Source organism: Methyloversatilis sp. S146-33, assembly GCF_059552495.1.
On record NZ_JCANOT010000018.1, the window covers coordinates 135,124 to 160,067 of the forward strand.

The following is a 24,944-nucleotide window of genomic DNA, read 5'->3' on the forward strand; positions in this document are numbered from 1 at the left end:
ATATCGCAATGACCGACTGGCGACGTCCCCTGCTGCTGTTGAGTACCTTGCTGCTGGCCGCCTGCAGCATGGTGCAGGTCGGCTACAACCAGCTCGACCGACTGATCGCCTGGCGTCTGGACGATTACCTGCCGCTGGACAGCACGCAGCGCGCCACTGTCCAGCCGGCGCTGACGCGCTGGGTGGACTGGCACTGCAGCAGCCAGCTGCCGGGTTACGTCGGCTGGCTGAGGCAGGTCGATGCAGATCTGCGCGCCGGTGCGAGCGTTGCGCGCATCGACGCCCACATCGACACCGTACTCGGCTTCGCCCGCACCGCCGCCAGCGAAGCGGCGCGCGAAATCGGGCCGCTGGTCGCCGGCGCGAAGCCGGAGCAGATCGCCGCACTGAAGCGCCGCTTCGAACGCAATACCCGCGAATACGTGAAGGACTGGGTCGAGCCGCCTGCGGAAGACATCGTGCGCGAGCGCAGCACACGGCTGCGCGAGCGGATCGAGAACTGGATCGGCCGGCTGACGCCGGCGCAGCGCGACATCGTCGACCGCTGGGCGCGCGAGGTGCGCAGCGACAGCGCCGACAGCCTGGAAAGCCGGCGCCGCTGGCAGGCCGCGATGGCCGACCTGCTGGCGCGCAAGGATCTGGCACCGGACGCGTTCAGGCGCGAACTGGAGGCGATGTTCACCGCCCCCGAGCGACACTGGACACCGGGCTATGCGCAGGCCTTCCGCGACAACCGTGCACGCGTCGCCCAGGCGCTGAGCGAGCTGTCGGCTTCGCTGACCGACGCGCAGCGCCAGCACCTGCAGCGCGAAGTTTCCAGCTTCGCCACCGAACTTGACGGCATCACCTGCCGCGCACCGACCACCCAGCAGGCCCGCTCATGACGACCACGCTGACCGACCACGCCATTCCGCTGTTCCCGCTGGGCACCGTGCTGTTCCCGGACGGCCTGCTGCCGCTGCGCATCTTCGAGGTGCGCTACCTCGACATGATCAAGAAGTGCCACCGCGCCGGCACGCCCTTCGGCGTCGTGTCGCTGATCCAGGGCAACGAAGTGATGCGTGCGGGCATGCCCGCACCCGAGCGCTTCCACGCTGTCGGAACGCGCGCGGTGATCACCCACTTCGCGCAGCCGCAGCCGGGCTTGTACGAAATCTTCACCCGCGGCAGCACGCGCTTTCGCGTCACCGCCAGTTCGCAGACGCCGCACGGACTGTGGATGGCCGACGTCGAGGACATTCCGGCCGACCCGCCCTGCGCGGTGCCGCCCGACCTCACCTACGTCGCGGCCGCACTTGTGCGCGTGCTCGACGCGCTGACCGCCTCCGAATTCACGCCGTCGGATACGCCTAAGCATTTCGACGACGCCGGCTGGGTCGCCAATCGCTGGTGCGAACTGCTGCCGCTGCAGCCGGACGACAAGCAGCGGCTGATGGAAATGCGCGACCCGCTGCTGCGGCTCGAACTGGTCGGCGACGTGCTCGACCGCAGCAGTTTCGAAGGCTGAGCCGGCGCCGCTTATCGCAGAGTCATCGCAAGCGCAGTCGCCATCAGCAGCAGCGCGAACAGTCTCTGCATCTGCCTCTCCGGCAGACGGTGAGCGAGCGCAACACCGGCCGCCACCGTGAACAGGCCGCCCGCCGCCAGCGGCAGCCCCATGCTCCAGTCCACCTTGTGCGCCTGGGCGTAGCTGGCCAGCGCGACGACGGCGCTGGGCGTCACCAGCGCCAGCGCGAGGCTTTGCGCCACCGTCTGCCGCTGGCCGAACAGGCGCACGAACAGCGGTGTCGCGACCAGCCCGCCACCGACGCCGAGCAGGCCCATGCTGCTGCCGCCGACCACGCCGACCAGCGGAATCAACGCGTCGCGCGGCCGCGGTGCAGCGCTCTGTGCCGACGGCGCTGAGCGCCACAGCAGTGACACTGACAGCGCCGCCATGAAGCCGCCGAACAGCACGCGCAACAGGGTCGGGTCCAGCCGCGCCGCGAAATGTGCAGTGACGGCGGTGGTGGCGGTGGCGACCGCGGCAATCGCCAGCACGCGCGGGATCGGCACCGGGTGCCGGCGCTGGTAGCGCCACCAGCCGACGAGCAGATTGGGCACCATCATCACCAGCGCCGTGCCCTGGGCCAGCGCCTGGTCCATGCCGAAGGCGAGCGCCAGCAGCGGAATGGCGATGACGCCGCCGCCGATGCCAAACAGACCGCCGAAGAAGCCCAGCGCCGCGCCGAGCGGCAGCGTGATCAGAAGGTCGTGGAAAGCCATCGCGAAGCAGGAAGACATCGATGGCAAGCATGCTATTCAAGCCACCGATAACTACAATGATCAGAAATTCAAACGATCATTGCCTTTCAAGTCATCAATGAAAGACGCTGCCGACCTGCTCTTTTTCAGCACGCTGGCCCGCCAGCCCAGCCTCGCCGCAGCCGCCCAGCAGCTGGGCGTGACGCCGCCCGCGGTGAGCCGGCGGCTGGCCGCGCTGGAAGCGAGGCTGGGTGTGCGCCTGCTCAACCGCACGACGCGCCGGGTCAGCCTGACCGCCGAGGGCGAGCGCTATCTCGAAGAGGGCGAACGCATCCTGCGCGACATCGACGCGCTCGAACGCTCGCTCGCCGCCAGCCGGGCGGTGCCGAGCGGCCTGCTGCGCATCAACGCCACCTTCGGTTTCGGTCGCCGCCACCTGGCGCCGGCAGTGTCTGAGTTCGCCCGGCGCTGGCCCGAAGTCGAGGTCGTGCTGCACCTGACCGACCGCCCGCTCGACCTCGAAAGTCATGGCATGGATCTGGCGATCCGCTTCGGTCCGCCGCCCGACACCCACGTGCATGCACGACGCATCGCCCGCAACCGCCGGCTGCTGTGCGCGGCGCCGTCCTATGTCGCCGCCTTCGGCGCGCCGGATACGCCACAGGCGCTGCGCGCGCATCGCTGCATCGTCATCCGCGAGAACGACGACGCCTTCAATACCTGGGTGCTGTCCGACGGCACGCGCGAGGTAAAGGTGAAGGTGGCCGGGCCGCTCGGGACCAACCATGGCGAAATCGCGGTCGACTGGGCGCTGGACGGCCACGGCATCCTGCTGCGCTCGGAGTGGGACATCGCGCCGCACCTGCGCGACGGCCAGCTGCTGCGCCTGCTCGAACCCTGGGCCGGCACCGCCGCAGACATCCACGCCATCTGGCCGCCGCACCACCAGCTGTCGGCGCGGGTACGCGCCTTCGTCGACTTCCTGGCCGATCGCTTCGCCGACTTCCGGCCCGGCGCAGATGAGACCGTTACCGGCCGGTAACGGTCGCCGTCGGCTGCCGGTGCTAACCTCGCATCCGTTGCACATCGAACACCACCACGCCCGCCCTTCGTGACTGTCGCACCGCTCCCCCTGATCGACCAGCTGATCGCTCGCCGTCGCCGCATTCCGGTGACGACGGCGCTCATCGTCGCCAACCTGGCGGTGTTTGCCGCCATGCTGCTGTCCGGCGCCGGGCTGTGGCACTCGGCCAACGGCATCCAGCTCGCCTGGGGCGCCAACTTCGGGCCGGCGACCAAGGACGGCGAATGGTGGCGGCTGGGCAGTGCGCTGTTCCTGCACTTCGGCCTGCTGCACCTGGGCATGAACATGCTGTCGCTGCTCGACGGCGGTCGCCTGGTCGAGCGCATGTTCGGCCCGCTCCGTTTTGTCGCGATCTATTTCGTCAGCGGCCTCACCGGTAACCTGCTGTCGCTGATCGTGCAGGGCGACCGCGCCGTATCGGGCGGCGCCTCCGGCGCCATCTTCGGCGTCTATGGCGCACTGCTCGCCTTCCTGTGGCAGCAGCGCGCCACGCTGGACCGGCGGGAATTCGTGCGTCTGTTCTGGGGCGCCTGCCTGTTCGCCGCCGTCACCATCGTGCTCGGCCTGAACATCGCCGGCATCGACAATGGCGCGCACATCGGCGGCTTCGTCGCCGGCCTGCTTGCGGGAGCGGCCCTGGTGCGCCCGCTGGATGACAGCGCCGTGCTCGGCCGCTACCGCCAGCCGGTGGCCTCGGCCGGTCAATGGCTGGCCGGCCTCGGGCTGGCGCTGATGGTCGTCGTGCTGGTGATCGCGATACCGGCGCCGCGTTACCGCTGGAGCGAAGAGGTGATGGCGCGCGACGAAATCCGCGACTTCATCGGCGCCGACCGCCGCATCGCCCACCGCTGGAACACACTGATCGGCGACGCCCAGCGCAATGGCGCCAGTTTCGACGACCTTGCCGGGCAGATCGAAAGCGAGGTTGCTCTGCCCTACCAGCAGAGCTTCGAGGATCTGAGCGACCTGCACCTGAGCCCCGCCGCGCCGTCGGCGGCCACCTTGCGCGAATTGCGCCAGTACGCGGAAGCGCGCCGCGATGCTTCACGCGCGTTGGTCGAAGGCCTGCGCGCGCACGACATGGACGCCGTGCGCGACGCGCTCGAGGCGGCCAGCCGTGCTGGCGAGCGACCGCCCGCCGCAAGTCGCCCCGCCCCGGCTCGCTGATCGCCCGGAACCCGCCGTGCCGCGCCGCTGGATCGCCCACCTCGACATGGACGCCTTCTTCGCGTCAGTCGAACTGCTGCGCTACCCCGAACTGCGCGGCCAGCCGATGGTGGTCGGCGGCGGTGCCCGTCATCAGCCGGAACGGAAGGCCGACGGCACGCACCGCTTCGCCCGGCTGCGCGACTACGTCGGCCGCGGCGTGGCCACCACGGCCACCTACGAGGCGCGCGCCTTCGGTGTGCATTCGGGCATCGGTCTGATGAAGGCCGCTGCGCTGGCCCCGGACGCCGTGCTGCTGCCAACCGATTTCGACGAATACAAGCGCATGTCGCGGCTGTTCAAGCAGACGGTGCTGGCGCAGGTGCCGGTGATCGAGGACCGCGGCATCGACGAAATCTACTTCGAACTGACCGAGCAGCCGGGCGCGCAGGACGCCGTCGGCGACGACCCGCACGGCGGCGTGCGCGCGATCGCGAGCCGCATCCAGCAGGCGGTAAACGCAGCGACCGGGCTCAGCTGTTCGATCGGTCTGTCGCCGAACAAGCTGCTGTCCAAGATCTGTTCCGACCTCGAAAAGCCGCGCGGCCTGACGGTGATCACCGAAACCGACATCGCCACCCGCATCTGGCCGCTGCCGGCCAAGCGCATCAACGGCATCGGCCCGAAAGCGAGCGCGAAGCTCGAATCGCTCGGCATACGGACCATCGGAGAGCTGGCCGCTGCCGAGCCGCACTGGCTGATCGAACAGTTCGGCCGCAGCTACGGCGCCTGGCTCGCCGACGCCGCACGCGGGCACGACGAGCGCCCGCTCAGCTACAGCCGCGACCCGAAATCGATCAGCCGCGAAACCACTTTCGAACGCGACCTGCACGCGAAACACGACCGCGAGGAACTGGGCGGCATCTTCACCTGGCTGTGCGAGCGGCTGGCCGACGACCTCAGGCGCAAAGGCGTCGTCGCGAAATCGGTGGGCGTGAAGTTGCGGCAGGACGACTTTCGCATCGTCACGCGCGAAATCACGATGGATGCCTATACGGCGGACGCAACGGTGATCCGCCGCCACGCCGGTCTGTGCCTGAAAAGGATGCCGCTGGAGCGACGATTCAGACTGCTCGGCGTACGGGCCGGGCACCTGCTGTCGGCCGAGGATCTCGCTGACGCACCCACCGGCCATGACGAAGACCAGCTCGCGCTGCCGTTCTGAGCACGCCCGCGCAGCGCGGGCCGGGCGCCGATTCAGTGGGAGCGGCCGTGGCAGTCCGCGGGCTTCGATTCAGGCTGCCGTCGGGGTCAAGACCCCTCCCACGGAACCCCCGCCGCGACTCCAGCCGCGAACCGGGCGCGATCCCTGTGGGAGCGACCTTGGTCGCGACACGTCCTCGGCAGGCCGCTGGACTCGTTACGGGCTGCTGTCGGGGTCAGAAGACCCCTCCCACAGAACCCCGCCCGAGCTCGGGCCTCGAATCGCGCGCGATCCCTGTGGGAGCGGCCAAGGCCGCGACAGGGCCGTCGCGCTCCTCAGGCTTCGATTCAGGCCGCCGTCGGGGTCAAGACCCCTCCCACAGAAGCACCGCCCGGGCTCCGGCTACGAATCCGGCATCCGAGCTGGTGCAGTGGGCGCCACGGCCAGGATGACCGTAGCGCTTCAGGTGCGCAGGAAGCGCGCCTCGAACTCCTCCGCCGGCACCGGCTTGCTGCACAGATAGCCCTGCCAGGCGTCGCATTCGCGGTCTTTCAGGAAGGCGAGCTGCTCTTCGGTTTCGACGCCTTCGGCGACCACCCGCATTTTCAGCGTGTGCGCCATCGCGATGATGGTGGCGGCGATTTCCATGTCGTTGCGGTCCTGCGGGATGTCGCGCACGAAGCTCTGGTCGATCTTCAGCACGTCGATCGGGAAGCGCTTGAGATAGGCCAGAGACGAGTAGCCGGTGCCGAAGTCGTCGATCGACAGCGCAACGCCGAGCGCCTTCAGCGCACGCAGTCGCTCTTCGGTCTGCTGGTGATCTTCGGCCAGCATGGATTCTGTCAGTTCGAGTTCGAGCCGCCCGGCGAGCAGGCCGAATTCGGCCATCAGCGCCGACAGGTACTGCGCCATGTCGGCGTGCTGCAACTGGCGCGCCGACAGGTTGACCGCGATGCCGATCGCATGGCCTGCATCCTGCCAGGCGCGCGCCTGGGCACAGGCGGTGCGCAGCACCCATTCGCCGATCGGCACGATGAGGCCGCTCTCCTCCGCCACCGGAATGAAACGGGCCGGCGACACCATGCCCTCGTCCGGATCGATCCAGCGGATCAGCGCCTCGGCGCCGACAACACTGCCACTCGCCATGTCGATCTGCGGCTGGTAATGCAGACGGAATTCGCCGCGTTCGAGCGCGCGGCGCAGTCGCGTGTCCAGATGCAGCCTGTCCTGCGCGGCCCGGCTCATCGCCTCGGTGTAGAAGCGGAAGGCGCCGCGGCCAGCTTCCTTGGCCTGATACATCGCGACGTCGGAATGCTGGATCAGTTCGGTCACCGTGGTGCCGTCTTCCGGATAGACGGCAATGCCGATGCTGGCGCCGATATAGATGTCGCGCCCTTGGGCGAGGCGGAACGGCGCCTGCATCAGTTCGAGCAGCGAATGGGCGACGTGCGCGGCATCCTCGGGCGCGTTCATGCTCTCGATCAGCAGCACGAACTCGTCGCCGCCCAGACGCGCCAGCGTATCGGCCTCGCGCAGGCGCGCACGCAGCCGCTGCGCGATGGCGCCCAGCAGTTCGTCACCGACCGGGTGGCCCAGGCTATCGTTCACGTTCTTGAAGCGGTCGAGATCGATGAACAGCAGTGCGACGTGCTCGTGCTGCCGTTCGGCACGCTCGATCGCATGCTGCACGCGCGACTGCAGCAGCAGGCGGTTCGGCAGGTCGGTCAGCGGATCGTGATGCGCCAGGTGATCGAGCTTGGCTTCGGAACGCTTGAGCTGGCTGATGTCGGTCATCACCGCGACGTAGTGACTGGCCTGCCCGGATTCGTCGCGCACCGTGCTGATGTTCAGCAACTGCTGGTACAGCTCGCCGCTCTTGCGCCGGTTCCACACCTCGCCCTGCCAGAAGCCGCTCTCCAGAACGGCATCCCACATCGCCTTGTAGAAGGGCATGTCGTGACGACCCGACTGCAGGATGCGCGGATTGTTACCCAGTGCCTCGAATTCGCTGTAGCCGGTGATGTCGGTGAAGGCACGATTGACGGCGACGATACTGGCGTCCAGATCGGTGATGAAAACACCGTCGCGCGTGCTTTCGAACACAGCCGCCGCCTGTCGCAGCGCGCGGCCGGCGCGCACCTTCTGCACGGCCAGTGCGGTGATGCGGCTGAATTCGACGATGAGCTTGAACTGTTCGTCATCGGGCAGGCCCGGTGCGTCGTGATAGACGGCGAAGGATCCGAGCACGCGCCCGGCTTCGTCCTTGAACGGCACCGACCAGCAGGAGCGGAACCCGACGCGACGCGCGAGATCGGCATAGGGCGTCCAGTACGGGTGGTCCATCACGTCGCCCACCAGCACCGGCTCGCCACTCCAGATCGCCGTGCCGCAGGAGCCGACCCCTTCGTCGGGCCGCAGCGCCTCGAGTGCCTGGTTGTAGTAATCGGGCAGGCTGGGCGCCGCCCCATTGCGCAGATGGCCGCTGGCTTCGTCGAGCAGCACGATGGACACGCGCATGTCGGCCTCGATCGCCTGCATGCGCAACGCAATCGTTTCCAGGATGGATTCCAGCGGCGCCACCTGCACCACGCGGTCGAGCACTTCGGTACGCGCCTCGTTCACCAGCGCAGCGCGCTTGTTCGCCGTGATGTCGGTCCATGCGCCGACGATGTCGACCACCGGTGCGTCGGCCTCGCTGACCCGCCGCAAGTCGTCGCGTACCCAGATTTCGCGGCCGTCGCCGCAGCGGAATCGGTATTCGTGGCTCAGATGACCGTCGCGCATCAGCGTCGCCATGCCTGCCAGGGCGCGGTCGCGATCCTGCGGATGCAGGCGATCGATCCACCAGCCCGGCTGCATCGCCTCGGCAATCGAGTAGCCGAGAATGCGGCTGACGTTCTCGCTCACCCAGGTCGGGTGCGCGGCGCCATCGAGCACGTGCAGGCTATAGACGATGGTCGGGCTCGACGCCAGCAGTTGCGCCATACGCTGGTTGGCGTCGCGCAGGCGCCGCTCCTCGCGCGCCAGTTCGGCACGACGGTGCACCTTCTCCAGCGTGGACGGCAGTTCGAACAGATAGCCTTCGTGCTGCACGAGGTAGTCGTCGACGCCCAGATGCAGTGCGCTGGACGCGAGTTCTTCGCTTTCGCGGCCGGCCATCATGACGACAGGCAACTGCAGCAGACGCTCCAGCCGGATGCGCCGCACCAGTTCGAGCGCGTCTGCCGGATGCGGACCGGCGTCGAGCAGCAGCACGTCGAATTCGGCTTCTTCGCCGGCGGCTGGCAAACGGAGCACGACGTCGTCGACGCGGACGACCGCATCGAGCCGGATGTGCGGTGCATGCTTCAGCAGGTGAATGCGCATGCGCTCCAGTTCGTTTCCGCCGACGGCGGCCGACAGCACGCGTATCGGCCGGTCACGGCGCGCCTTCATCGAACGCTGACGCACCAAGGCCGCTTCCATCACGCGCGGCAGGCGTTCCAGATACTGGTCGCGCTTGATCAGGTAGTCGTCGGCGCCCGCCTTCAGCGCGGCGATCGCCGCATCGCCGTCGCCCGAGCCGGTCAGCACGACGACGGCGAGCGGCCAGCCCTGTTCGCGCACGTGGGCGAGCAGTTCCAGCCCGGTGCCGTCGGGCAGCTTGAGGTCGGTCAGCAGCAGGTCGAACTGCCCGGATTCGAGCAGGCTGCGCGCATGCGCCAGCGTCGTCGCGATCTGCAGCTCGATGTCGCGCCCGCTGCGTGCCAGCGCCCGCTGCGTGAGATCGGCGTCGAACTCCGAATCTTCGGTGTAGAGGACGCGCATCACACCGGGCGCTGGTTGAGTTCGCACCAGTAGCGTTCGATCTGTCCCGCCGCCTCGACGAAACGATCGAAATCCACCGGTTTGACGATGAAGGAATTGACGCCCAGCGCGTAGGCGTCGTGCAGGTCGCGGTCTTCCGACGACGAACTGAGCACGACCACCGGAATGCGCCGGTACCTCGGATGCGCCTTCAGGTGGCGCAGCACCTCGATGCCATTCACGCGCGGCAGGTTGATGTCGAGCAGGATCAGCGACGGCGGCGTTTCGCCCGCCTCCCAGCGGTCGATCAGGCCGATCGCCTCCTCGCCGTCACGGGCGATGCTGATCGGGTTGTGCAGGTGGCTGCGCGCAAAGGCGCGACAGGTGAGGTCGATGTCGACCGGGTTGTCCTCGACCAGCAGTATGGGCAGCGTGAAGGGCTGCTGCTGGTTCACCGCAGTGATCATGCAGGAAACTCCAGATTGAAACAGGCGCCCTCGCCGGGCGCACTTTCCGCCCAAACTCGACCGCCCATGCGCTGCATCGCCTTGCGCACCAGCGCCAGGCCGACGCCGGTACCGGCGAACTCCTCGCTGCGGTGCAGGCGCTGGAATATCTCAAAAATCCGCTCGTGGTATTTCATGTCGAATCCGATGCCATTGTCGCGTATCGACAGCACGATGCGCTCACCTTCGCTTCGCGCACTCAGCGTGATGGTGGGCGGCTTCGCGTCGCGACTGAACTTCAGCGCGTTGTCGATCAGGTTGCGCAATACCAGGTCCAGTCCCTGCCGGTCGGCGCGCACGATGAGCGACGGCACCTCACCGACGATCTGCGCCGACGCCGCCGCGATCTCGTCGGCGCGACGCGTCAGCACGCTGCGCATCAGCTCGCCCAGATCGACGCGGCTCGCCTCCAGCGCGCGCCGTTCCATGCGCGAATAGGCCAGCAGATCCTCGATCAGGGCGTGCATCTGCGACGCGCCATTGCGGATATTGCCGAGAAAGCGCTTCGCCTGCTCGTCGAGCCGGTCACCGTAGTCCTCGATCAGGATGCGGCTGTAGCCGTCGATGCCGCGCAGCGGCGCCTTCAGATCGTGCGACACGGCGTAGGAGAAGGATTCAAGCTCTTTCATCGCCGCGGTAAGCGCCTGCGTGCGCTCGCACACCCGCTGTTCGAGGTCGCGGTTGAGCGCGCGCAGTTCGTCCTGCGCATCGCGCAGTTCGGTAATGTTGCGCGCCATGCCGAGCACGCCGATCAGCGTGCCGTCCTCGCTGCGCATCGGTACCTTGATCGTCTGCACGCGCAGGCACTCGCCGGTCACGTCCGAAGTGACCGTGGATTCATGGATGCTGCGCAGCCCGGTGCGCAAGGTTTCCTCGTCCTGCGCGCGGAAGAGGTCAGCCACCTCGGTCGGGAAGAAGTCGTGGTCGGTCTTGCCGGCCAGGGCAGCCTCTGGCAGGCCGAAGAACTGTTCGACCATGCGGTTGCACGACAGGTAGCGGCCTTCGATGTTCTTCACCCAGACGAAATCGGGCAGCGCCGAGAACAGCGTGCGCAGGTAGGTGCGCTCCTTCTCGACCGCCTTTTCCGCACTGCGCCGCGCCGTCACGTCGACGTCCATGCAGACGAAGATCGGTTCGCCCTGCAGGCCCGGAATGGCAAAGGTGCTGGCCTCGACCTGACGCAGCGCACCGCTGCGGTGACGCACCGTGTATTCGAGCGGCCCGATGCGCACCTTGTCGCGCTCGATGCGCGCAAGCAGTTCGACGAAATCGCGCGCCTCCTCGCTGCCGAACATCAGTTCGTCGATGCCGCGCCCCAGCGCCTCGTCCATGGTCCATCCGTACAGCGTCGCCGAGGCGTGATTCCAGTACAGCACGCGACCGTCGCGGTCGAACCACTGCACCGCCACGTTGGGCGCGTATTCGAGCGTCGCGCGAAGACGTTCCTCCGAGGCGCGCAGCGCCTGCTCGGCCTCGACCGAGGCGCTCACGTCGAGCAGCATGCCTGTGTACTTGATCACCCGACCGGCGGCGTCGGTCACGCATTCGGCCGACGGCTGCAGATGACGGATCGGCCCGCGTTCAGGGGCCGTGCGGTAGATCGTCGGCGTAAGGTGGGGCGCCGCCTCGGCCATCTGTCGCATGGCCAGCGCCACGCTCGGCCGGTCGTCCGGGTGGACGCAGGCGAGGTAGTCGTCGATCGGCGGGATGCCGGCCGCCGGATCGAGCCCGAAGAACTCGTACATCTGTTCCGACCACCAGCCGCGCCCGAGCGCCGGATAAAACTCCCAGCTGCCGAGGCGGGCGATGCGCTCGGCCGACTGCAGGCGATTGCGCTCCAGCTTGAGCGCCTGCTCCGCCTCGTGCCGCGACGTGATGTCCTGCACTACCGCGATGTGGTAATCGGGCGCCTCACCCGGCGCCCACAGCGGCGTCACGCTGAAGTTCACCCAGACGATGTGGCCGTCCTTGTGGACCAGGCGCTTGTCCATCGAGAACTCGCGGATATCGCCGCGCTTGAGCGCTTCCATGTGTTGCAGATCGGCCGCCAGATCGTCGCGGTAGGTGATGCGCATGAAGTCGAGCGCCAGCATTTCGTCGCGGCTGTAGCCGACGATGGCGCAGTACTTTGCGTTCACGTCGACGAAGCGTCCGAGCCGGCTGTCGATGCGGGCGACACCGACGCCGGCCTGCTCGAACACGGCGCGCATGCGCGTCTCGCTGTCGCGCAGCGCCGTGTGCTGCGCCTGCAGCTTCAGCGCCATGTCGTTGATCGCCCCGCCGATCTGCGCCAGTTCGTCGCGGCCGTCGATGCTGACGCGGGTATCGAGCCGCCCGCGGCCGACCTCGCGCACTGCGTCGACCAGCCTCTGCGTGCGACGGAACCAGATCAGGTGCAGGAACAGCGCCAGCAACAGCGCGGACAGCAGGATGGTCGCCGCATGGCGCCACAGTTCGAGCCGGCTCGCGTGCAGCCGCTGCGCCAGCGGCAGTTCGAGATCGGTACGCACCAGCAGGCGGTGACCGGCCGCCAGCGTCAGCACCGCCAGCAGCGCGCGATCGTCGGCCGAACGCTCGATGCGCAAGGAACGGTCAGGGGACGTATTCAACGCAAGCAGCGGGTTGCCGGCCGGGTCCATCACCTTGTCGACCAGCGGCTGGCCGACGTCGGCGCGCGCCAGCGAACCGACGACGCGCCCGCCGGGCGCGATCAGGTAGGCGTGCGTGAGGTTCGGGCGCAGGCCGAGTTCGGCCACCATGCGGCGCAACTGCGGAAGGTTGTCGTTGGCAATGTGCAGGTCGAGCACCGACTGCTCGACACCCAGGCGTTCGGTCAGCGACTGCGACTGTTCGTACTCCACCAGCTGCCGGTATTCGCGCACCTGCAGAATGTTGTTCAATACAGCCAGCAGCAGCGCGAACACGGTCAGCAGCAACGGCACCAAGGTGCGCGATGGCAGCTTCATTGCGCACTCTTCCCGTCACGGGCCGGTACCAAGCCGGGCACGAACAGGCGCGACCAGTCGGGGTCGGCCATCATGCGGCCGCTGGCCTTGAGGTCGCTCGACAGCCGTGCCAGACCCAGCGCCGGCGAATCGGTCGGTGAGGCGAGCAGTGCCTGGCTCTGCGCGTCGCTGTACATGTTCAGGCGGGACATAGCGAGCGCGTACTCATCTACGGTGAGGTCAGCGCCTGCCGCCAGCGAATTCGCCGCCTCAGCTGGACGCGCCAGCATTTCGCGCCGCCCGGCTTCGAACGCACCGAGCAGCACCTGCACCTGATGCGGTCGGGCCTGCAGCGCATCAGCGCGCACCACCAGTACATCGACGACCTCGCCCGTCATGTTGGCGCTGTCGAGCACGACGACGAAGCCGGCCGACGACAGTCGGGAGATGACCGGTTCGAAGGTGATCACCGCATCGACACGGCCCGCCTTCAGCGCCGATTCGTGCTCGATCACCGGCAGCATGACCAGGCTCACCTCGTCGCGCCTCAAGCCGCCTGCCTCGAGCAGGCGCTGCAGCATGATGGACGCCAGCGCGGTATCTTCGAGGCCGATGCGCCCGCCTCTGAGGCGATCGGCCGAACCGATGCCGGGGCGTGCAAGCACGGCGTCGGCGCCCCTGGACAGGCTGAGCACCGCCACCACCCGCACGTCGATACCCGCTGCCGCCAGTTCGACCGCCTCCGGCAGCGTCAGCCCCGCCGCCTCGATCAGGCCGTTGCGCAACTGGCGCGCGCTTTCGCTGCTCGTCTCGAGTTCGACCACACGCAGATCGGACGGACCGAACAGGCCACGCTCGCGTGCCAGCACCAGCGGATCGTAGCCCACCCACGGATTGAGACCGACGCGCAGCGGCAGCTGCGGCGCGTCGCTACAGCCGGCCAGCAGGGCCAGCACCACGCCGGCGACGAGCGCGCGCAGGGCGGACACGACACGGCCGGGCAAGCGGCCCGCAATCTGTTGTTCTGTCATGCAGCAGGTTCCGGGCGACAGCAATGTTGGCGGCAACTCGGCAGGGCGGCTTCGCTCGCGTGTCCGCAACTCCGCACGCTCGTCGCGCCGTCCCGGCGCGCGCACGTGCCCGCTGTCGGACACACGAATCGATGATCAACAGACCCTACCATGACGTGCAGGGTGCAACGGCTGCCCCAGATCAATCTTTAGTGCGGATGTTCTGGCGTCAGGTCGCCGCCAGCAATGCACGCGCCGCCGCCAGGGCGGCATCGTAGTCGAAGGCGGCAATGCAGCGCAGCAGGGTCGCGCCATCCGGCCCCAGCGCCTGCAGGACGGCCGCCGATTCGCGCGCCAGCGCGCCGGCACGGGTGTCGCCGCCTTCGAGCAGAGGCAGCAGGCGCTCGACCACCGCCCTCGCCTCGCCGGCACACGGCCGCGGCGGCGGTTCCGAAGCCGCGTCGCTGGCGCCGAGCCAGCGCAGCAGCAGCGTGTAGAAGGCCTCCGGCTCGACCGGCTTGGCGATGAAGTCGTCCAGTCCTGCCGCCGCACAGGCCACGCGGTCGTCGGCAAAGGCGTTGGCGGTGACAGCGACGATGGGCACATGCGCCCAGCCTGGAAGCGCGCGCAGACGGCGTGTGGCGTCGGTGCCGTTCATGCGCGGCATCTGCAGATCCATCAGCACCAGGTCGTAGCGCTGTCCGGCCGCGTGCTCCAGCGCCTCGACACCGTCGGCGGCGACGTCGGCCTGCAGGCCGGCATCGCGCAGCAGCGCCAGCAACACCTCGCGGTTGATATCGTGGTCTTCGACCAGCAGGATGCGTTTGCGGCCGAAATCCCGCTCCAGGCGCGCCCGCGCGTCGACCACGAACGGCGCCACCGGGTCGGCCATGTCGGCCACCACGCCGAGGCGGGCGGTGAACCAGAAACGGCTGCCGCGCCCAGGCTCGCTGCTGGCACCGGCATCGCCGCCCATCAGGCGCGCCAATCGGCGTGTGATCGACAGCCCCAGTCCGCTACCGCCGTACTTGCGCGTGGTCGATGCATCGGCCTGCTCGAAGACGCTGAACAGGCGGGCGAGATCGTGCGCCTCGATGCCGATGCCGGTGTCGCTGACCACGAAGCGCAGCAGCACGCTGTCGTCGCCACGCTCGACCACCGCAACGCTCAGCGTGACGCTGCCGTGCTCCGTGAACTTGACCGCATTGCTGAGGTAGTTCAGCAGCGCCTGGCGCAAACGGGTGACGTCGCCGCGCAGCGTCGCCGGCACGCCGTCGTCCGTCTGCACGCGCAGGGCCAGGCCGCGTTCCTCGGCGCGCTCGATCATCATCGAGCGCACCTGTTCGAGCAGCGCATCGAGGCGGAAGGCGGCCGATTCGAGCACCAGCTTCTCGGCCTCGACGCGCGAAAGGTCGAGCACGTCGTCGATGATGTGTCGCAGGTGACTGGCCGCCGTGCCGATCTTCCGAGCGTGCTCGCTCTGTGATGCATCAAGCGGCGATTTCGACAGCAGATGCGTCAGTCCGATGATGGCGTTCATCGGCGTACGCATCTCATGGCTCATGTTGGCAAGAAACTGGCTCTTCGAGCGGTTGGCCGCCTCGGCCGCCTCCTTCGCGACCGCCAGTTCGGCGGTGCGCAACTGCACCTGCTCCTCCAGATGGGTGCGGTGGCGGCTCAGTTCGAGCTCCATCCGCCGGCGTTCGGTAATATCCTGCACGGTGCCGCGCAGACGCACCACGCGCCCGTTCTCGGTCACCGGCGTGCCGAGCACGCGCACCCATTTCTGGCGGCCGGTGCGGGTGTACATCTGCGCCTCGATATCCCACGGTTCGCCCCGCTCGACCGCGCCGTCGATGACCGCCTCGATGCGCACCCTGTCCTGCTCGCGGAAGAACTGCAGCGCGCTGGCCAGCGTATCGACCGACGCCGGATCGGCTTCATGAATGCGCGCCACCTCGTCGGTGGCGCTCAGACGACCGCTTTCGAGATCGACCGCCCAGGCGCCGATGTGCGCCAGTTCGCCGATCTGGCGCAGCAGCGTCTCGCGCTCTTCCTGCGCCTGCACAGCCGCCACCCGCTCGCTCAGATCGGCGAGCACGCAGTGCGTGCGCTCGAAGTAGCCCCGTGCATCGAGTTGCACGCGCCCGACCAGCCAGACGACGACCGCGTGGCCGTCGCGATGCTGCAGGCGCAGTTCGGTCTGGATGCGCTCGTCGCGCTTGAGACGGTCGAAGGCAGGCGCAAAGTCCGCACGCTCGGCAGGCATCCAGAAGTCGCCGAAGGCGCGCCCGAGCAACTCGCCCTCGCGATAGCCGAGCAGCGCACACAGCATGGGATTGACGTGGATGAAACGGCCCTGCGCGTCGAGCGACTGATAGGCCACCGGGAAATGCTCGAACAGGGTACGGAAGCGCTCCTCGCTGTCGCGCAGCGCACGCTCGGCGGTGAGCCGTTCGGTGATGTCGCGCGCCACGCCGTACAGACCGATCACGTGCCCGCTGGCGTCGCGCAGCGGGCCCTTGGTGCTGAGGAAGATGCGTTCGCCGTCGGCGGTCGGCAGATGCTCCTCGAAGCGCACCACCTGACCGCCGGCCATGACGATACGGTCGTTGTCCATCACCCGGCGGGCCACCTCCGGCGCCAGCAGGTCGGCGTCGGTACGGCCGAGCATGGCCTGCTCCGGAATGCCGAGCAGGCGTACGACTTCCGGATTGCTGACCAGATAGCGCCCCTCACTGTCCTTGGCGAACACCGGATCGGAGGCGCTGCGGATGATGGCGTCGAGCAGCGATTCGGCGCGCGCGCGAGCCGTCAGCGACACGTTCTCGCGCTCGAGCGCGTCGAGGGCGCGGCCGGTCAGGCGGCGCATCAGCAGATAGAGCGCGCCGGCGGTGACGGCAACGAAGGCCCAGCCCTTGAAGGTGCTGGCCAGCGCAAAGCGCTTCGGATCGTCAGTCAGCGCAAGCAGCAGTTCATCGGACAGCAGTATCCACAGCGAGGCGATGCCGGTGTACGCGAGCACCGTCATCCGCATGCCCCAGATCGCGTCGCTGCGCGCCTGTGCCGATGGCGACGCGGCGGACGACTCAGGTCGGGTCGGCATGGCGCCTCGCGATGTCGATGAAATCGGAATAACGCTCGATGAACACGTCGACCACGTCCGGATCGAAGTGCGTGCCCCGTCGCTCGACGATGTGGGCGCGCACCTCGTCCGCCGGGAACGGCGACTTGTACACGCGGCGCGACATCATCGCGTCGAACACGTCGGCCACCGTCATCAGCCGTGCCGCCAGCGGGATCGCCTCGCCGGCCAGCCCGTCCGGGTAGCCGCTGCCGTCCCAGTGCTCGTGGTGCCAGTGCGCGATGTCGCGCGCCAGAGCAAGGAATGCGGCCGGCTTCACCTCGTCGCGCTCGGCAAACTCGATGGCGCGCGCGCCCATCTCGGCGTGCGTCTTCATTACCGCCCACTCGTCGGCGTCGAGCTTGCCGCGCTTTTGCAGGATGTGGTCCGGAATGCCGACCTTGCCGATGTCGTGCAGCGGCGCCGACTGGGTGAGCAGGTCGATCCAGGCGGGCGTCAGTACCGGCGCGAAGCGCGGGTTGCCTGCCAGCGCCTCGGCCAGCACCCGCACGTAGGCCTGGGTGCGGCGGATGTGGCGTCCGGTCTCGTGGTCGCGCGTCTCGGCCAGATTGGCCAGCGCGCGGATGCTTACCGCCTGTATCTGCTCGTTCTCTTCCATGCGCCGGCTGACTTCGGCCTCCAGCCAGGCGTTGTGGTCGCGCATCAGGTCGCGCGCGAGCTTGGCCTGCAGATGGGTGCGCACGCGCGCCAGCAGTACGGCCGGCTTGATCGGCTTCGAAATGTAGTCGGCTGCCCCCATGGCCAGCCCGGCTTCCTCGTCACCGGCTTCGGTCAGCGCCGTGACGAAGATGACCGGAATGTCGCAGGTCGCCGGATCGTTCTGCAGACGTTCGAGAACCGTGTAGCCGTCCATGCCGGGCATCATCACGTCGAGCAGGATGAGCGACGGCGCATCACGATCGCTTGCCAGCCGCAGCGCGGCGACGCCGTTCTTCGCCGCCTTCACGCGATATCCGGCGGTTCGCAGCAGGCCGTCGAGCACCTCAAGGTTTTCCGACATGTCGTCGACGATCAGGATCGTCGTGCTTGCTGGGTCCAGTCTTCGGTGCAAGGTAGTGATATCCGCTTACGCTTTGTAACAAGCGGAGACTGCACCGGTTGGGTGCGGCCGACAATATCCTCGCGCGCAAACAGACCGGAAAAGCTGGAATTTTTACAGTCTGCCGGCACTGGCGACCCTCCGCCGGCAGACCGAACGCAGCCGGGCGCTCAGTCGGCGGGCGGCTTCAGTGCGAAACTGAGGGTGGCGAAGTGCTCGACCTGATCCACCTTGCCGTCGGCATCGCCGCGCGCAAGGTATTCGGCGCGGATCACGTTGAGTCCCTGGTTGCGCACCACGACGGTCGCCAGGCCATCGGCACCGGTCCGCACCGAAGCGCCGTCCGGATCGTTGACCAGATCCGGCCACACCTCGACGCCGGGCAGCGGCCGCCCCTCGTACAGCACGCGTACCGTCAGCACATCGCCGCGGTGTTGCGGAAAGCGCTTGCCGACCGGCACGATCTGGAAGGCCATGCCGGCCACCGGCTGCAATTCACCGGCCGGTTCCGCCAGCAGGTAGGTGCCGTACTTCAGGTAGCGGCCGGTGACGGTTGCGCCGGGCACCGTTCCCTTCGTGCCGGCCGTCCACTTGCCGGAGGGCAGGCGCGACCAGTGGCCGTTGTCCATCGTCGCCGCCAGCACGGTGGCCGCGGTGTCGGCACTGACGAACAGCATGGGCTCGGCCGGCACGGTACGCACCGCCACCGGACGACCGGCGGCATCGAAAGCCTGCAGCGCCGTGATGCGGTCTCGGCGGCTGAACACCTCGACGTCCTCGGCGCCCTCGCCATAGACCAGCGCCAGCCGCCCGGCGCGCTGGGCGAACCAGATGCCGTGCGCCCAGCTGGGCGTTGTCATCGTCACCAGAAGCAGCGCGGCCGCGATGCGGAATGCGTTCATCGTGCTCACCCCGCGCTCAGAAATCGACGGTGGCCGACAGCAGCAGCGTGCGCGGCGCACCCTGCACCAGGCTGCCGTACTGCGACACGCCAGCCCAGTAGTTGCGATCGAAGGCATTGCGCAGTTGGGCGCGGAAGACGGTGGCGCGGCCGGCGACCGTGGTGCGGTAGCGCGCACCGAAATCGACGGTGGTCCAGTCCGGTACGCGCAGCGTGTTGGCGCGGTCGACGTACTGGCTGCCGGTGTGCACCACGTTGCCGGTCAGCGTGACGCCGGGCAGGAAGGTTGCGTCCCACTCGGCGCCGAGGTTGGCCATCAAGGACGGCACGCCGACGGCGGTACGGCCCAGCGTGGCGGCCGAATTGGTCTGCGTCAGGTCGGCGTCGAGCAGCGTCACGCCGCCGAGCAGACGCAGGCCGGGTGCGGCTTCGCCGGACAACGCCAGTTCGACGCCGCGGTTGCGCTGTTCGCCATCGACTGCGAACACGGTGCCGGTCAGCTGGCCGCTCGGCTTGGTGATCTGGAAGGCGCTCAGTGTGGCGATGACGCCGCCGATCTCGGCCTTCACGCCCACTTCGTTCTGCCGCGCCTTGTACGGTGCGAACACTTCGCCGGCGTTGCTGGCCGACGGCGGCGCGATGTCGCCGCGGCTCAGACCCTGGATGTGGTTGGCGTACAGCGCCACCCGCTGCCACGGCTTGACGACGATGCCGACCAGCGGCGTCAGCGCACTTTCGTCGTAGGCGGTCGTCAGCGCGCCGTTCAGCGGATTGAAGTTGTCGGTTTCCACCCGCTGGCGGCGCACGCCCAGCGTGAGCTGCAGGCGCTCGTCGTACATCGACAGCGTGTCGGACAGCGCGACGCCGCTCAGTTCGGTGTCCGACACGCGCGGCACGTCGCCCGCCAGCTGCACGTCCTGCGCCGGGCTGTCAAAGGGCGCGTACAGATTGGACAGCACCGCGGTGCCGTTGGCCGAAATGCGCCCGAGACGGTCACGATAGGTGCTGACCTGCGCGCTCACCGCGTGCCGCACCGGCCCGGTTTCGAAGCGCGCGCGCAGGCCTGCTTCGGCGGTGCTGCGGTCGACGTCGAAGCGGAAGCGCTGCGGCACCGTGCTGGTGTCGCCGGCGGCATTCAGCACGGTCGGGTTGCCGAACAGGCGATCGACCCGGGTGCGTCCGCCGCCGACGCTGGCGAACAGCGTGAGCTGTTCTCTCGCCGCGTACTCGACGCGCGCCAGCACCGACTGGTCCTCGGTTTCGAAACGCTCCCAGCGCTGCGACACGTTGCGCCGACCGTCCGGTGCCGACGGCACGGCCACGCCAGCGCCGAGGAAAGGACGGCGCGACGGCGCGTCGATGTCCTCGCGCTGATCGACGATGTCCAGCGTGGCGTGCAGCCTGTCACCACTGTAGTCGAGCGCCAGCGCACCGACGGTCGCCGCCCGCGACTGCTTGTCGATGCCGGTGTCGCCGTCGTGCACGCTGCCGTTGAAGCGCAGACCGAGGCGACGATCCGGACCGAAGCGGCGGCTCAGGTCGAGGTGACCACCATACTGCGCGTTGGGCGACACGCTCGCGGTGAAGCGCGTGAGGTCGTCGGCGCCGGCCCGCTTGGGCACGATGTTGATGGTGCCGCCCACGCTGCTGGCCGGCGACATGCCGTAGAGCAGCGCGGTCGGCCCCTTGATCACCTCGATGCGCTCGGCGTAATCAACCAGCACGCGGTAGTTCGGCGCCACGCCATGCACGCCGTCGAAGGCGATCTCGCCCGCGTTCTGGTCGCCGATCGGGAAGCCGCGGATGAAGAAGGTGTCGAGGATGTCGCCCGGATGCCCGGAAATGCGGATCGACGGGTCGTTGCCGACGACGTCGGCCACGCTGAGCGCCTGCCTGTCTTCGATCATGCCGACGCTGTAGCTGCTGACGCTGAACGGCGCGTCCATCACGTCGGCGTTGCCCAGCATGCCCAGGCGACCACCGCGCGCCATCTGGCCGCCGGCCTGCAGGGCTGGCAGCGGATGCAGGGATTCGGCGTCGGCGCGCACCCGCACGGCATCGAGCACCGGCACTTCGGCGTTCGCCGACGGACGCGGTGCGGTACTCCGGCGCACGGTGTAGCCGCCTTCGCCACGCGCGACTGCCTCGAAGCCGGTGTCGGCGAGCAGTGCCCGCAACGCGGCGTCAGCGGTGTAATCGCCATCCAGCCCGCGCGAACGCACGCCGGCCAGCTGCGCCGCCTCGTAGGACACATTGATGCCGGCGATGCGCGCATAGCGGTCGAGCGCCGTGGCGAGCGGTCCGGCGGGCAGGCTGAAATGCAGCACGCCGGCCGCAGCCGGCGCCGCGGCCTCCTGTGCCTGCGCCAACTGCGGCAGCGCGGTGGTCGTCAGGGTCAGACCCAGCAGGGCGATGCGCAGCGCGGCGGAAAGGGCTGTCAGCGGCGGAAGCGGACGCGCAGGCAAGGCCGGCACGGAGGAAGGAGTGTTCATGGCTGATTTCAGGTCCGGTTGGAAGAGCAGCCCCGAAACGGGCGCCTTCACTGCAGAGGCCGGACCAGACGGCGGATCCCCTCACTTCACCGGAAAATTTCTTGCGCGGCCGTGCTCAACCCGCCTGATCGGGCTCGACGATGACCCAGTAGCGGGTGCGGTAGCGAACGCTGACCGGCTGCACCTGCATCAGGAAGCGCAGCGCGCGGTCGGTGTCACGCACGTGAAACACGCCGGACACGCGCCAGTCCGCGATCCGCGGATCGCAGACGATGCGGCCGCTGCGATAGCGCGACAGTTCGTCCAGCAGGTCGGCCAGCCGCATGTCGCGGCCGGTGATGACGCCCTCCGTCCACGCATCGTCATCCGCATCCGCCACGACCGGCGGCGAGATGCCGGCCGGGCCGAGCAGACCGCGTTCGCCGCTGTGGATCACGACCGTCGCCCCGCCCTCGGCTGGATGCACCTCGACTGCGCCGTCCTGCACGCTGACCCGCACCTCAGAGTGCTCGAGCCGTAGGACGAAACGGGTGCCCAGCGCGCGCAGCGTGCCGAAGGGCGTGCTGACCCAGAACGGGCGCTTCGCGGCAGCGCCCGCGTCGTCGCCGGTGGTGATCATGATTTCGCCACGATGCAGCACCAGCACGCGGCGCTGGTCGGAGAAATCGCTGCTGATGGCACTGTCGGTATTCAGCATCACCACGCTGCCGTCGGCCAGACGCAGCGTGCGCTGTTCGCCCACCGCCGTGCTCGCGTCGGCCAGCAGACGCTGCCAGGGCATGGTTTCGCGCACCGCCCATCCGCTCGCCAGCGCCACACCGGACAGCGACAGCACACGCAAGGCGCGCCGCCGGCCGGCCGTGGCCCCGCGGCGCCCCGCCTCGGCGGCCTGCAGTACGTCCTGCGCCAGCCTTGCCGGCAGGCCGGAGAAGCCGCTACGCAGCGCCGCCACCCTGCCCCACGCCTGCGCGTGGCGCGGGTCGGCGTCGAGCCAGCGCGCGAACGCCTGCTGCGCTGCAGGCGTCGCTGCGTTGTAGTCCAGCCGCACCGACCAGGCGATCGCCGCATCGACGATGTCGTCCGGCAGGCGCTCGCCGGCCGTGGCAGTGAGGGCTTCGCTCACGACTCGAAGCGCATCGCGTAGCAGTGACGCAGCGCGCGGGCGACGTAGCGCTCGGCGGTGGCCAGCGACACACCGAGCCGGCTGGCGATCTGCGGGCAGCTGAGGCCTTCGAGCTGCGCCCACAGGAAAGCGGTACGCACCTGCGGCTTCAGGCTGTCGAGCATGCGGTCGATCTCGATCAGCGTCTCCAGCACCAGCAGCCTGTTCTCCGGCGACGGCGCTTCGGCTTCCGGCAGCACGGCCAGCGTATCGAGCCAGGCGCGTTCGAGGGCGCGCCGGCGCCAGTGGTCAATCACCAGACCGCGCGCGATGGTGGACAGATAGGCGCGTGGCTCGTGCGGGCGCAGCGGCTGCTGCCGCGTCAGCACGCGGATGAACACGTCCTGCGCGATGTCAGCCGCTTCCATCGCGTCGCCCAGCTTGCGGCGCAGCCAGCCCTGCAGCCAACCGTGATGACCCCGGTAGAGATCCTCCGCCTCCCGCTGCAGCTCACATTCGACAGTCCGCACAGCGCACTCCCCTCGCGCCCGGTCCGCTGCTGCGGACAGGCATCAATGCAATTGATAATTGTTCGCATTGTAGAGAGGGAGGGCGCGGGCGGCAATCGCGAGCGAACGGCAACGCGCAAAAAAGAAAACCCCGGGACAGGCCCGGGGTTCGTCGTGGTTTCTGGCAGTGCAGCGGTGCGGAATCACTCCCACTCGATCGTCGCCGGCGGCTTGCCCGAGATGTCGTAGACCACCCTATTGATGCCGCGCACCTCGTTGATGATGCGGTTGCTGACGCGGCCGAGCAGGCTGTGCGGCAGTTCGGCCCAGTGGGCGGTCATGAAGTCCTGGGTCTGCACCGCGCGCAGCGCGACGACCCATTCGTAGGTGCGGCCGTCGCCCATCACGCCGACCGATTTCACCGGCAGGAAGACGGCGAAGGCCTGGCTGGTCAGGTCGTACCAGCTCTTGCCGGTCTGCGGGTCGATGGTGGCGCGCAGTTCCTCGATGAAGATGGCGTCGGCGCGGCGCAGCAGGTCGGCGTACTCGGCGTGGATTTCGCCGAGGATGCGCACGCCCAGACCGGGGCCCGGGAAGGGGTGGCGGTACACCATGTCGCGCGGCAGGCCGAGGGCCACACCCAGCTCGCGCACTTCGTCCTTGAACAGTTCGCGCAGCGGTTCCAGCAGCTTGAGGCCCAGCTGTTCCGGCAGGCCGCCGACGTTGTGGTGGCTCTTGATCGTCGTGGCCTTCTTGCTCTTGGCGCCGCCGGACTCGATCACGTCCGGGTAGATGGTGCCCTGGGCGAGGAAGGTCGCGCCCTTGTGGCCCTGCCCGCCCGCCTTCAGCTTGGCGGCTTCCGCCTTGAACACCTCGACGAATTCGCGGCCGATGATCTTGCGCTTGGCTTCCGGGTCGGACACGCCCTTCAGGTGACCGAGGAACTGGTCAGCGGCATCGACGTGGATCACCCGCGCATGCAGACGGCCGGCGAACATCTCCATCACCATCTGCCCCTCGTTCAGGCGCAGCAGGCCGTGGTCGACGAACACGCAGGTGAGCTGGTCGCCGATGGCGCGATGGATCAGCGCCGCGGCCACCGACGAATCGACACCGCCCGACAGGCCGAGGATGACCTCTTCGTCACCCACCTGTTCGCGGATGCGTTCGACCGCTTCGGCGATGTAGTCGCCCATGATCCAGTCGCCCTGGCAGCCGCACACGTCGAGCACGAAGCGGCGCAGCAGGTCGGCGCCGCGCGCCGTATGAGTGACTTCCGGGTGGAACTGCACGCCGTAGAAGCGGCGGGCTTCGTCGGCCATGCCGGCGATCGGACAGCTGTCAGTCGACGCCATCACGACGAAGCCCGGCGGCAGTTCGGTCACCTTGTCGCCGTGACTCATCCACACCTTGAGCATGCCGTGGCCCTGCGCGGTGCGGAAATCCTCGATGCCGTCGAGCAGCTTCGTATGGCCGCGGGCGCGCACTTCGGCGTAGCCGAATTCGCGCACCGTCCCCGCCTCAACCTTGCCACCCAGCTGCTGCGCCATGGTCTGCATGCCGTAGCAGATGCCCAGCACCGGCACATCCAGTTCGAACACCGCCTGCGGCGCGCGATCGGTCGATTCCTCGTAGGCCGACATGTGACTGCCGGACAGGATGACGCCCTGCGCGCCGAAGCCGCGCACGAAGTCGTCGCTCACGTCACACGGATGGATTTCGCAATACACGTGCGCCTCGCGCACGCGGCGCGCGATGAGCTGGGTGACCTGGGAGCCGAAATCGAGGATGAGGATCTTGTTGTGCATGGGGGTTCAGGGGTCAGAGGCTA

General features: G+C 68.3%; 17 protein-coding genes. 5 read left to right on the forward strand and 12 right to left on the reverse strand.

The annotated features are described in order from the left end of the window. Nucleotides 1-8: 8 nt before the first annotated feature. Nucleotides 9-884: a DUF6279 family lipoprotein gene (locus AC51BJ_RS04875; protein ID WP_496279503.1), complete on the forward strand. Its 876-nt coding sequence runs from the start codon at nt 9-11 to the stop codon at nt 882-884. Next, a complete protein-coding gene (locus AC51BJ_RS04880; protein ID WP_496279504.1) occupies nt 881-1,507 on the forward strand; it encodes an LON peptidase substrate-binding domain-containing protein in 627 nt (208 codons plus the stop codon). The genes AC51BJ_RS04875 and AC51BJ_RS04880 overlap by 4 nt, the downstream gene beginning before the upstream one ends. A gap of 11 nt (nt 1,508-1,518) precedes the next feature. On the opposite strand, the gene AC51BJ_RS04885 is transcribed toward AC51BJ_RS04880, so the two are convergent. Further along, the gene (locus tag AC51BJ_RS04885; RefSeq protein ID WP_496279505.1) at nt 1,519-2,283 is read right to left on the reverse strand and encodes a sulfite exporter TauE/SafE family protein; all 765 of its coding nucleotides are present in this window, start codon (nt 2,281-2,283) and stop codon (nt 1,519-1,521) included. A 79-nt stretch (nt 2,284-2,362) separates the two neighbouring features. On the opposite strand from AC51BJ_RS04885, the gene AC51BJ_RS04890 reads away from it, so the two are divergent. The 3 genes from AC51BJ_RS04890 to AC51BJ_RS04900 all read left to right on the forward strand — a co-directional run bounded on the left by AC51BJ_RS04890 (nt 2,363) and on the right by AC51BJ_RS04900 (nt 5,699). Continuing rightward, the gene (locus AC51BJ_RS04890; protein ID WP_496279506.1) at nt 2,363-3,286 is read left to right on the forward strand and encodes a LysR family transcriptional regulator; all 924 of its coding nucleotides are present in this window, start codon (nt 2,363-2,365) and stop codon (nt 3,284-3,286) included. Nucleotides 3,287-3,355: 69 nt separating this feature from the next. Beyond that, nucleotides 3,356-4,495, forward strand: coding sequence for a rhomboid family intramembrane serine protease (locus tag AC51BJ_RS04895; RefSeq protein WP_304002599.1), 1,140 nt, complete (start codon nt 3,356-3,358; stop codon nt 4,493-4,495). 16 nt (nt 4,496-4,511) lie between these two features. Then, nucleotides 4,512-5,699: a DNA polymerase Y family protein gene (locus AC51BJ_RS04900; RefSeq protein WP_496279507.1), complete on the forward strand. Its 1,188-nt coding sequence runs from the start codon at nt 4,512-4,514 to the stop codon at nt 5,697-5,699. A 441-nt stretch (nt 5,700-6,140) separates the two neighbouring features. Here the strand turns inward: AC51BJ_RS04900 and AC51BJ_RS04905 are convergent, their stop codons facing one another. The 11 genes from AC51BJ_RS04905 to guaA form a co-directional block, all read right to left on the reverse strand. Continuing rightward, on the reverse strand, nt 6,141-9,485 hold the full coding sequence (locus tag AC51BJ_RS04905; RefSeq protein ID WP_496279508.1) for an EAL domain-containing protein: 3,345 nt from the start codon (nt 9,483-9,485) through the stop codon (nt 6,141-6,143). Continuing rightward, complete coding sequence (locus AC51BJ_RS04910) at nt 9,485-9,931, reverse strand: response regulator (RefSeq protein WP_496279509.1); 447 nt, start codon at nt 9,929-9,931, stop codon at nt 9,485-9,487. The genes AC51BJ_RS04905 and AC51BJ_RS04910 overlap by 1 nt, the downstream gene beginning before the upstream one ends. After that, the gene (locus AC51BJ_RS04915; protein ID WP_496279510.1) at nt 9,928-12,936 is read right to left on the reverse strand and encodes a PAS domain S-box protein; all 3,009 of its coding nucleotides are present in this window, start codon (nt 12,934-12,936) and stop codon (nt 9,928-9,930) included. Before AC51BJ_RS04915 ends, AC51BJ_RS04910 begins: the two co-directional genes overlap by 4 nt. Next, nucleotides 12,933-13,946: an ABC transporter substrate-binding protein gene (locus AC51BJ_RS04920; RefSeq protein WP_496279511.1), complete on the reverse strand. Its 1,014-nt coding sequence runs from the start codon at nt 13,944-13,946 to the stop codon at nt 12,933-12,935. The genes AC51BJ_RS04915 and AC51BJ_RS04920 overlap by 4 nt, the downstream gene beginning before the upstream one ends. 208 nt (nt 13,947-14,154) lie before the next feature. Further along, complete coding sequence (locus AC51BJ_RS04925; protein ID WP_496279512.1) at nt 14,155-17,031, reverse strand: PAS domain S-box protein; 2,877 nt, start codon at nt 17,029-17,031, stop codon at nt 14,155-14,157. Then, complete coding sequence (locus AC51BJ_RS04930; protein WP_496279513.1) at nt 17,015-18,121, reverse strand: HD-GYP domain-containing protein; 1,107 nt, start codon at nt 18,119-18,121, stop codon at nt 17,015-17,017. Before AC51BJ_RS04930 ends, AC51BJ_RS04925 begins: the two co-directional genes overlap by 17 nt. Before the next feature lie 158 nt (nt 18,122-18,279). Then, complete coding sequence (locus tag AC51BJ_RS04935; protein ID WP_496279514.1) at nt 18,280-19,011, reverse strand: DUF4198 domain-containing protein; 732 nt, start codon at nt 19,009-19,011, stop codon at nt 18,280-18,282. Nucleotides 19,012-19,027: 16 nt separating this feature from the next. Then, nucleotides 19,028-21,502, reverse strand: coding sequence for a TonB-dependent receptor (locus AC51BJ_RS04940; protein WP_496279515.1), 2,475 nt, complete (start codon nt 21,500-21,502; stop codon nt 19,028-19,030). A gap of 115 nt (nt 21,503-21,617) precedes the next feature. After that, nucleotides 21,618-22,625: a FecR domain-containing protein gene (locus AC51BJ_RS04945; protein ID WP_496279516.1), complete on the reverse strand. Its 1,008-nt coding sequence runs from the start codon at nt 22,623-22,625 to the stop codon at nt 21,618-21,620. After that, nucleotides 22,622-23,134 (reverse strand): sigma-70 family RNA polymerase sigma factor, encoded by a 513-nt coding sequence (locus AC51BJ_RS04950; RefSeq protein WP_430434576.1) that lies wholly within the window; start codon nt 23,132-23,134, stop codon nt 22,622-22,624. The genes AC51BJ_RS04945 and AC51BJ_RS04950 overlap by 4 nt, the downstream gene beginning before the upstream one ends. A gap of 182 nt (nt 23,135-23,316) precedes the next feature. Further along, complete coding sequence (guaA, locus tag AC51BJ_RS04955) at nt 23,317-24,921, reverse strand: glutamine-hydrolyzing GMP synthase (protein WP_496279517.1); 1,605 nt, start codon at nt 24,919-24,921, stop codon at nt 23,317-23,319. Nucleotides 24,922-24,944: the final 23 nt, after the last annotated feature.

Excerpts from the sequence above, each read along its gene's own strand:
- AC51BJ_RS04905 (WP_496279508.1), bottom strand. The coding sequence starts at position 9,485 with ATGCGCGTCCTCTACACCGAAGATTCGGAGTTCGACGCCGATCTCACG.
- AC51BJ_RS04910 (WP_496279509.1), bottom strand. The coding sequence starts at position 9,931 with ATGATCACTGCGGTGAACCAGCAGCAGCCCTTCACGCTGCCCATACTG.
- guaA (WP_496279517.1), bottom strand. The coding sequence starts at position 24,921 with ATGCACAACAAGATCCTCATCCTCGATTTCGGCTCCCAGGTCACCCAG.
- AC51BJ_RS04890 (WP_496279506.1), top strand. The coding sequence starts at position 2,363 with ATGAAAGACGCTGCCGACCTGCTCTTTTTCAGCACGCTGGCCCGCCAG.
- AC51BJ_RS04920 (WP_496279511.1), bottom strand. The coding sequence starts at position 13,946 with ATGACAGAACAACAGATTGCGGGCCGCTTGCCCGGCCGTGTCGTGTCC.
- AC51BJ_RS04875 (WP_496279503.1), top strand. The coding sequence starts at position 9 with ATGACCGACTGGCGACGTCCCCTGCTGCTGTTGAGTACCTTGCTGCTG.
- AC51BJ_RS04940 (WP_496279515.1), bottom strand. The coding sequence starts at position 21,502 with ATGAACACTCCTTCCTCCGTGCCGGCCTTGCCTGCGCGTCCGCTTCCG.
- AC51BJ_RS04925 (WP_496279512.1), bottom strand. The coding sequence starts at position 17,031 with ATGCCGACCCGACCTGAGTCGTCCGCCGCGTCGCCATCGGCACAGGCG.
- AC51BJ_RS04915 (WP_496279510.1), bottom strand. The coding sequence starts at position 12,936 with ATGAAGCTGCCATCGCGCACCTTGGTGCCGTTGCTGCTGACCGTGTTC.
- AC51BJ_RS04935 (WP_496279514.1), bottom strand. The coding sequence starts at position 19,011 with ATGAACGCATTCCGCATCGCGGCCGCGCTGCTTCTGGTGACGATGACA.
- AC51BJ_RS04885 (WP_496279505.1), bottom strand. The coding sequence starts at position 2,283 with ATGTCTTCCTGCTTCGCGATGGCTTTCCACGACCTTCTGATCACGCTG.
- AC51BJ_RS04880 (WP_496279504.1), top strand. The coding sequence starts at position 881 with ATGACGACCACGCTGACCGACCACGCCATTCCGCTGTTCCCGCTGGGC.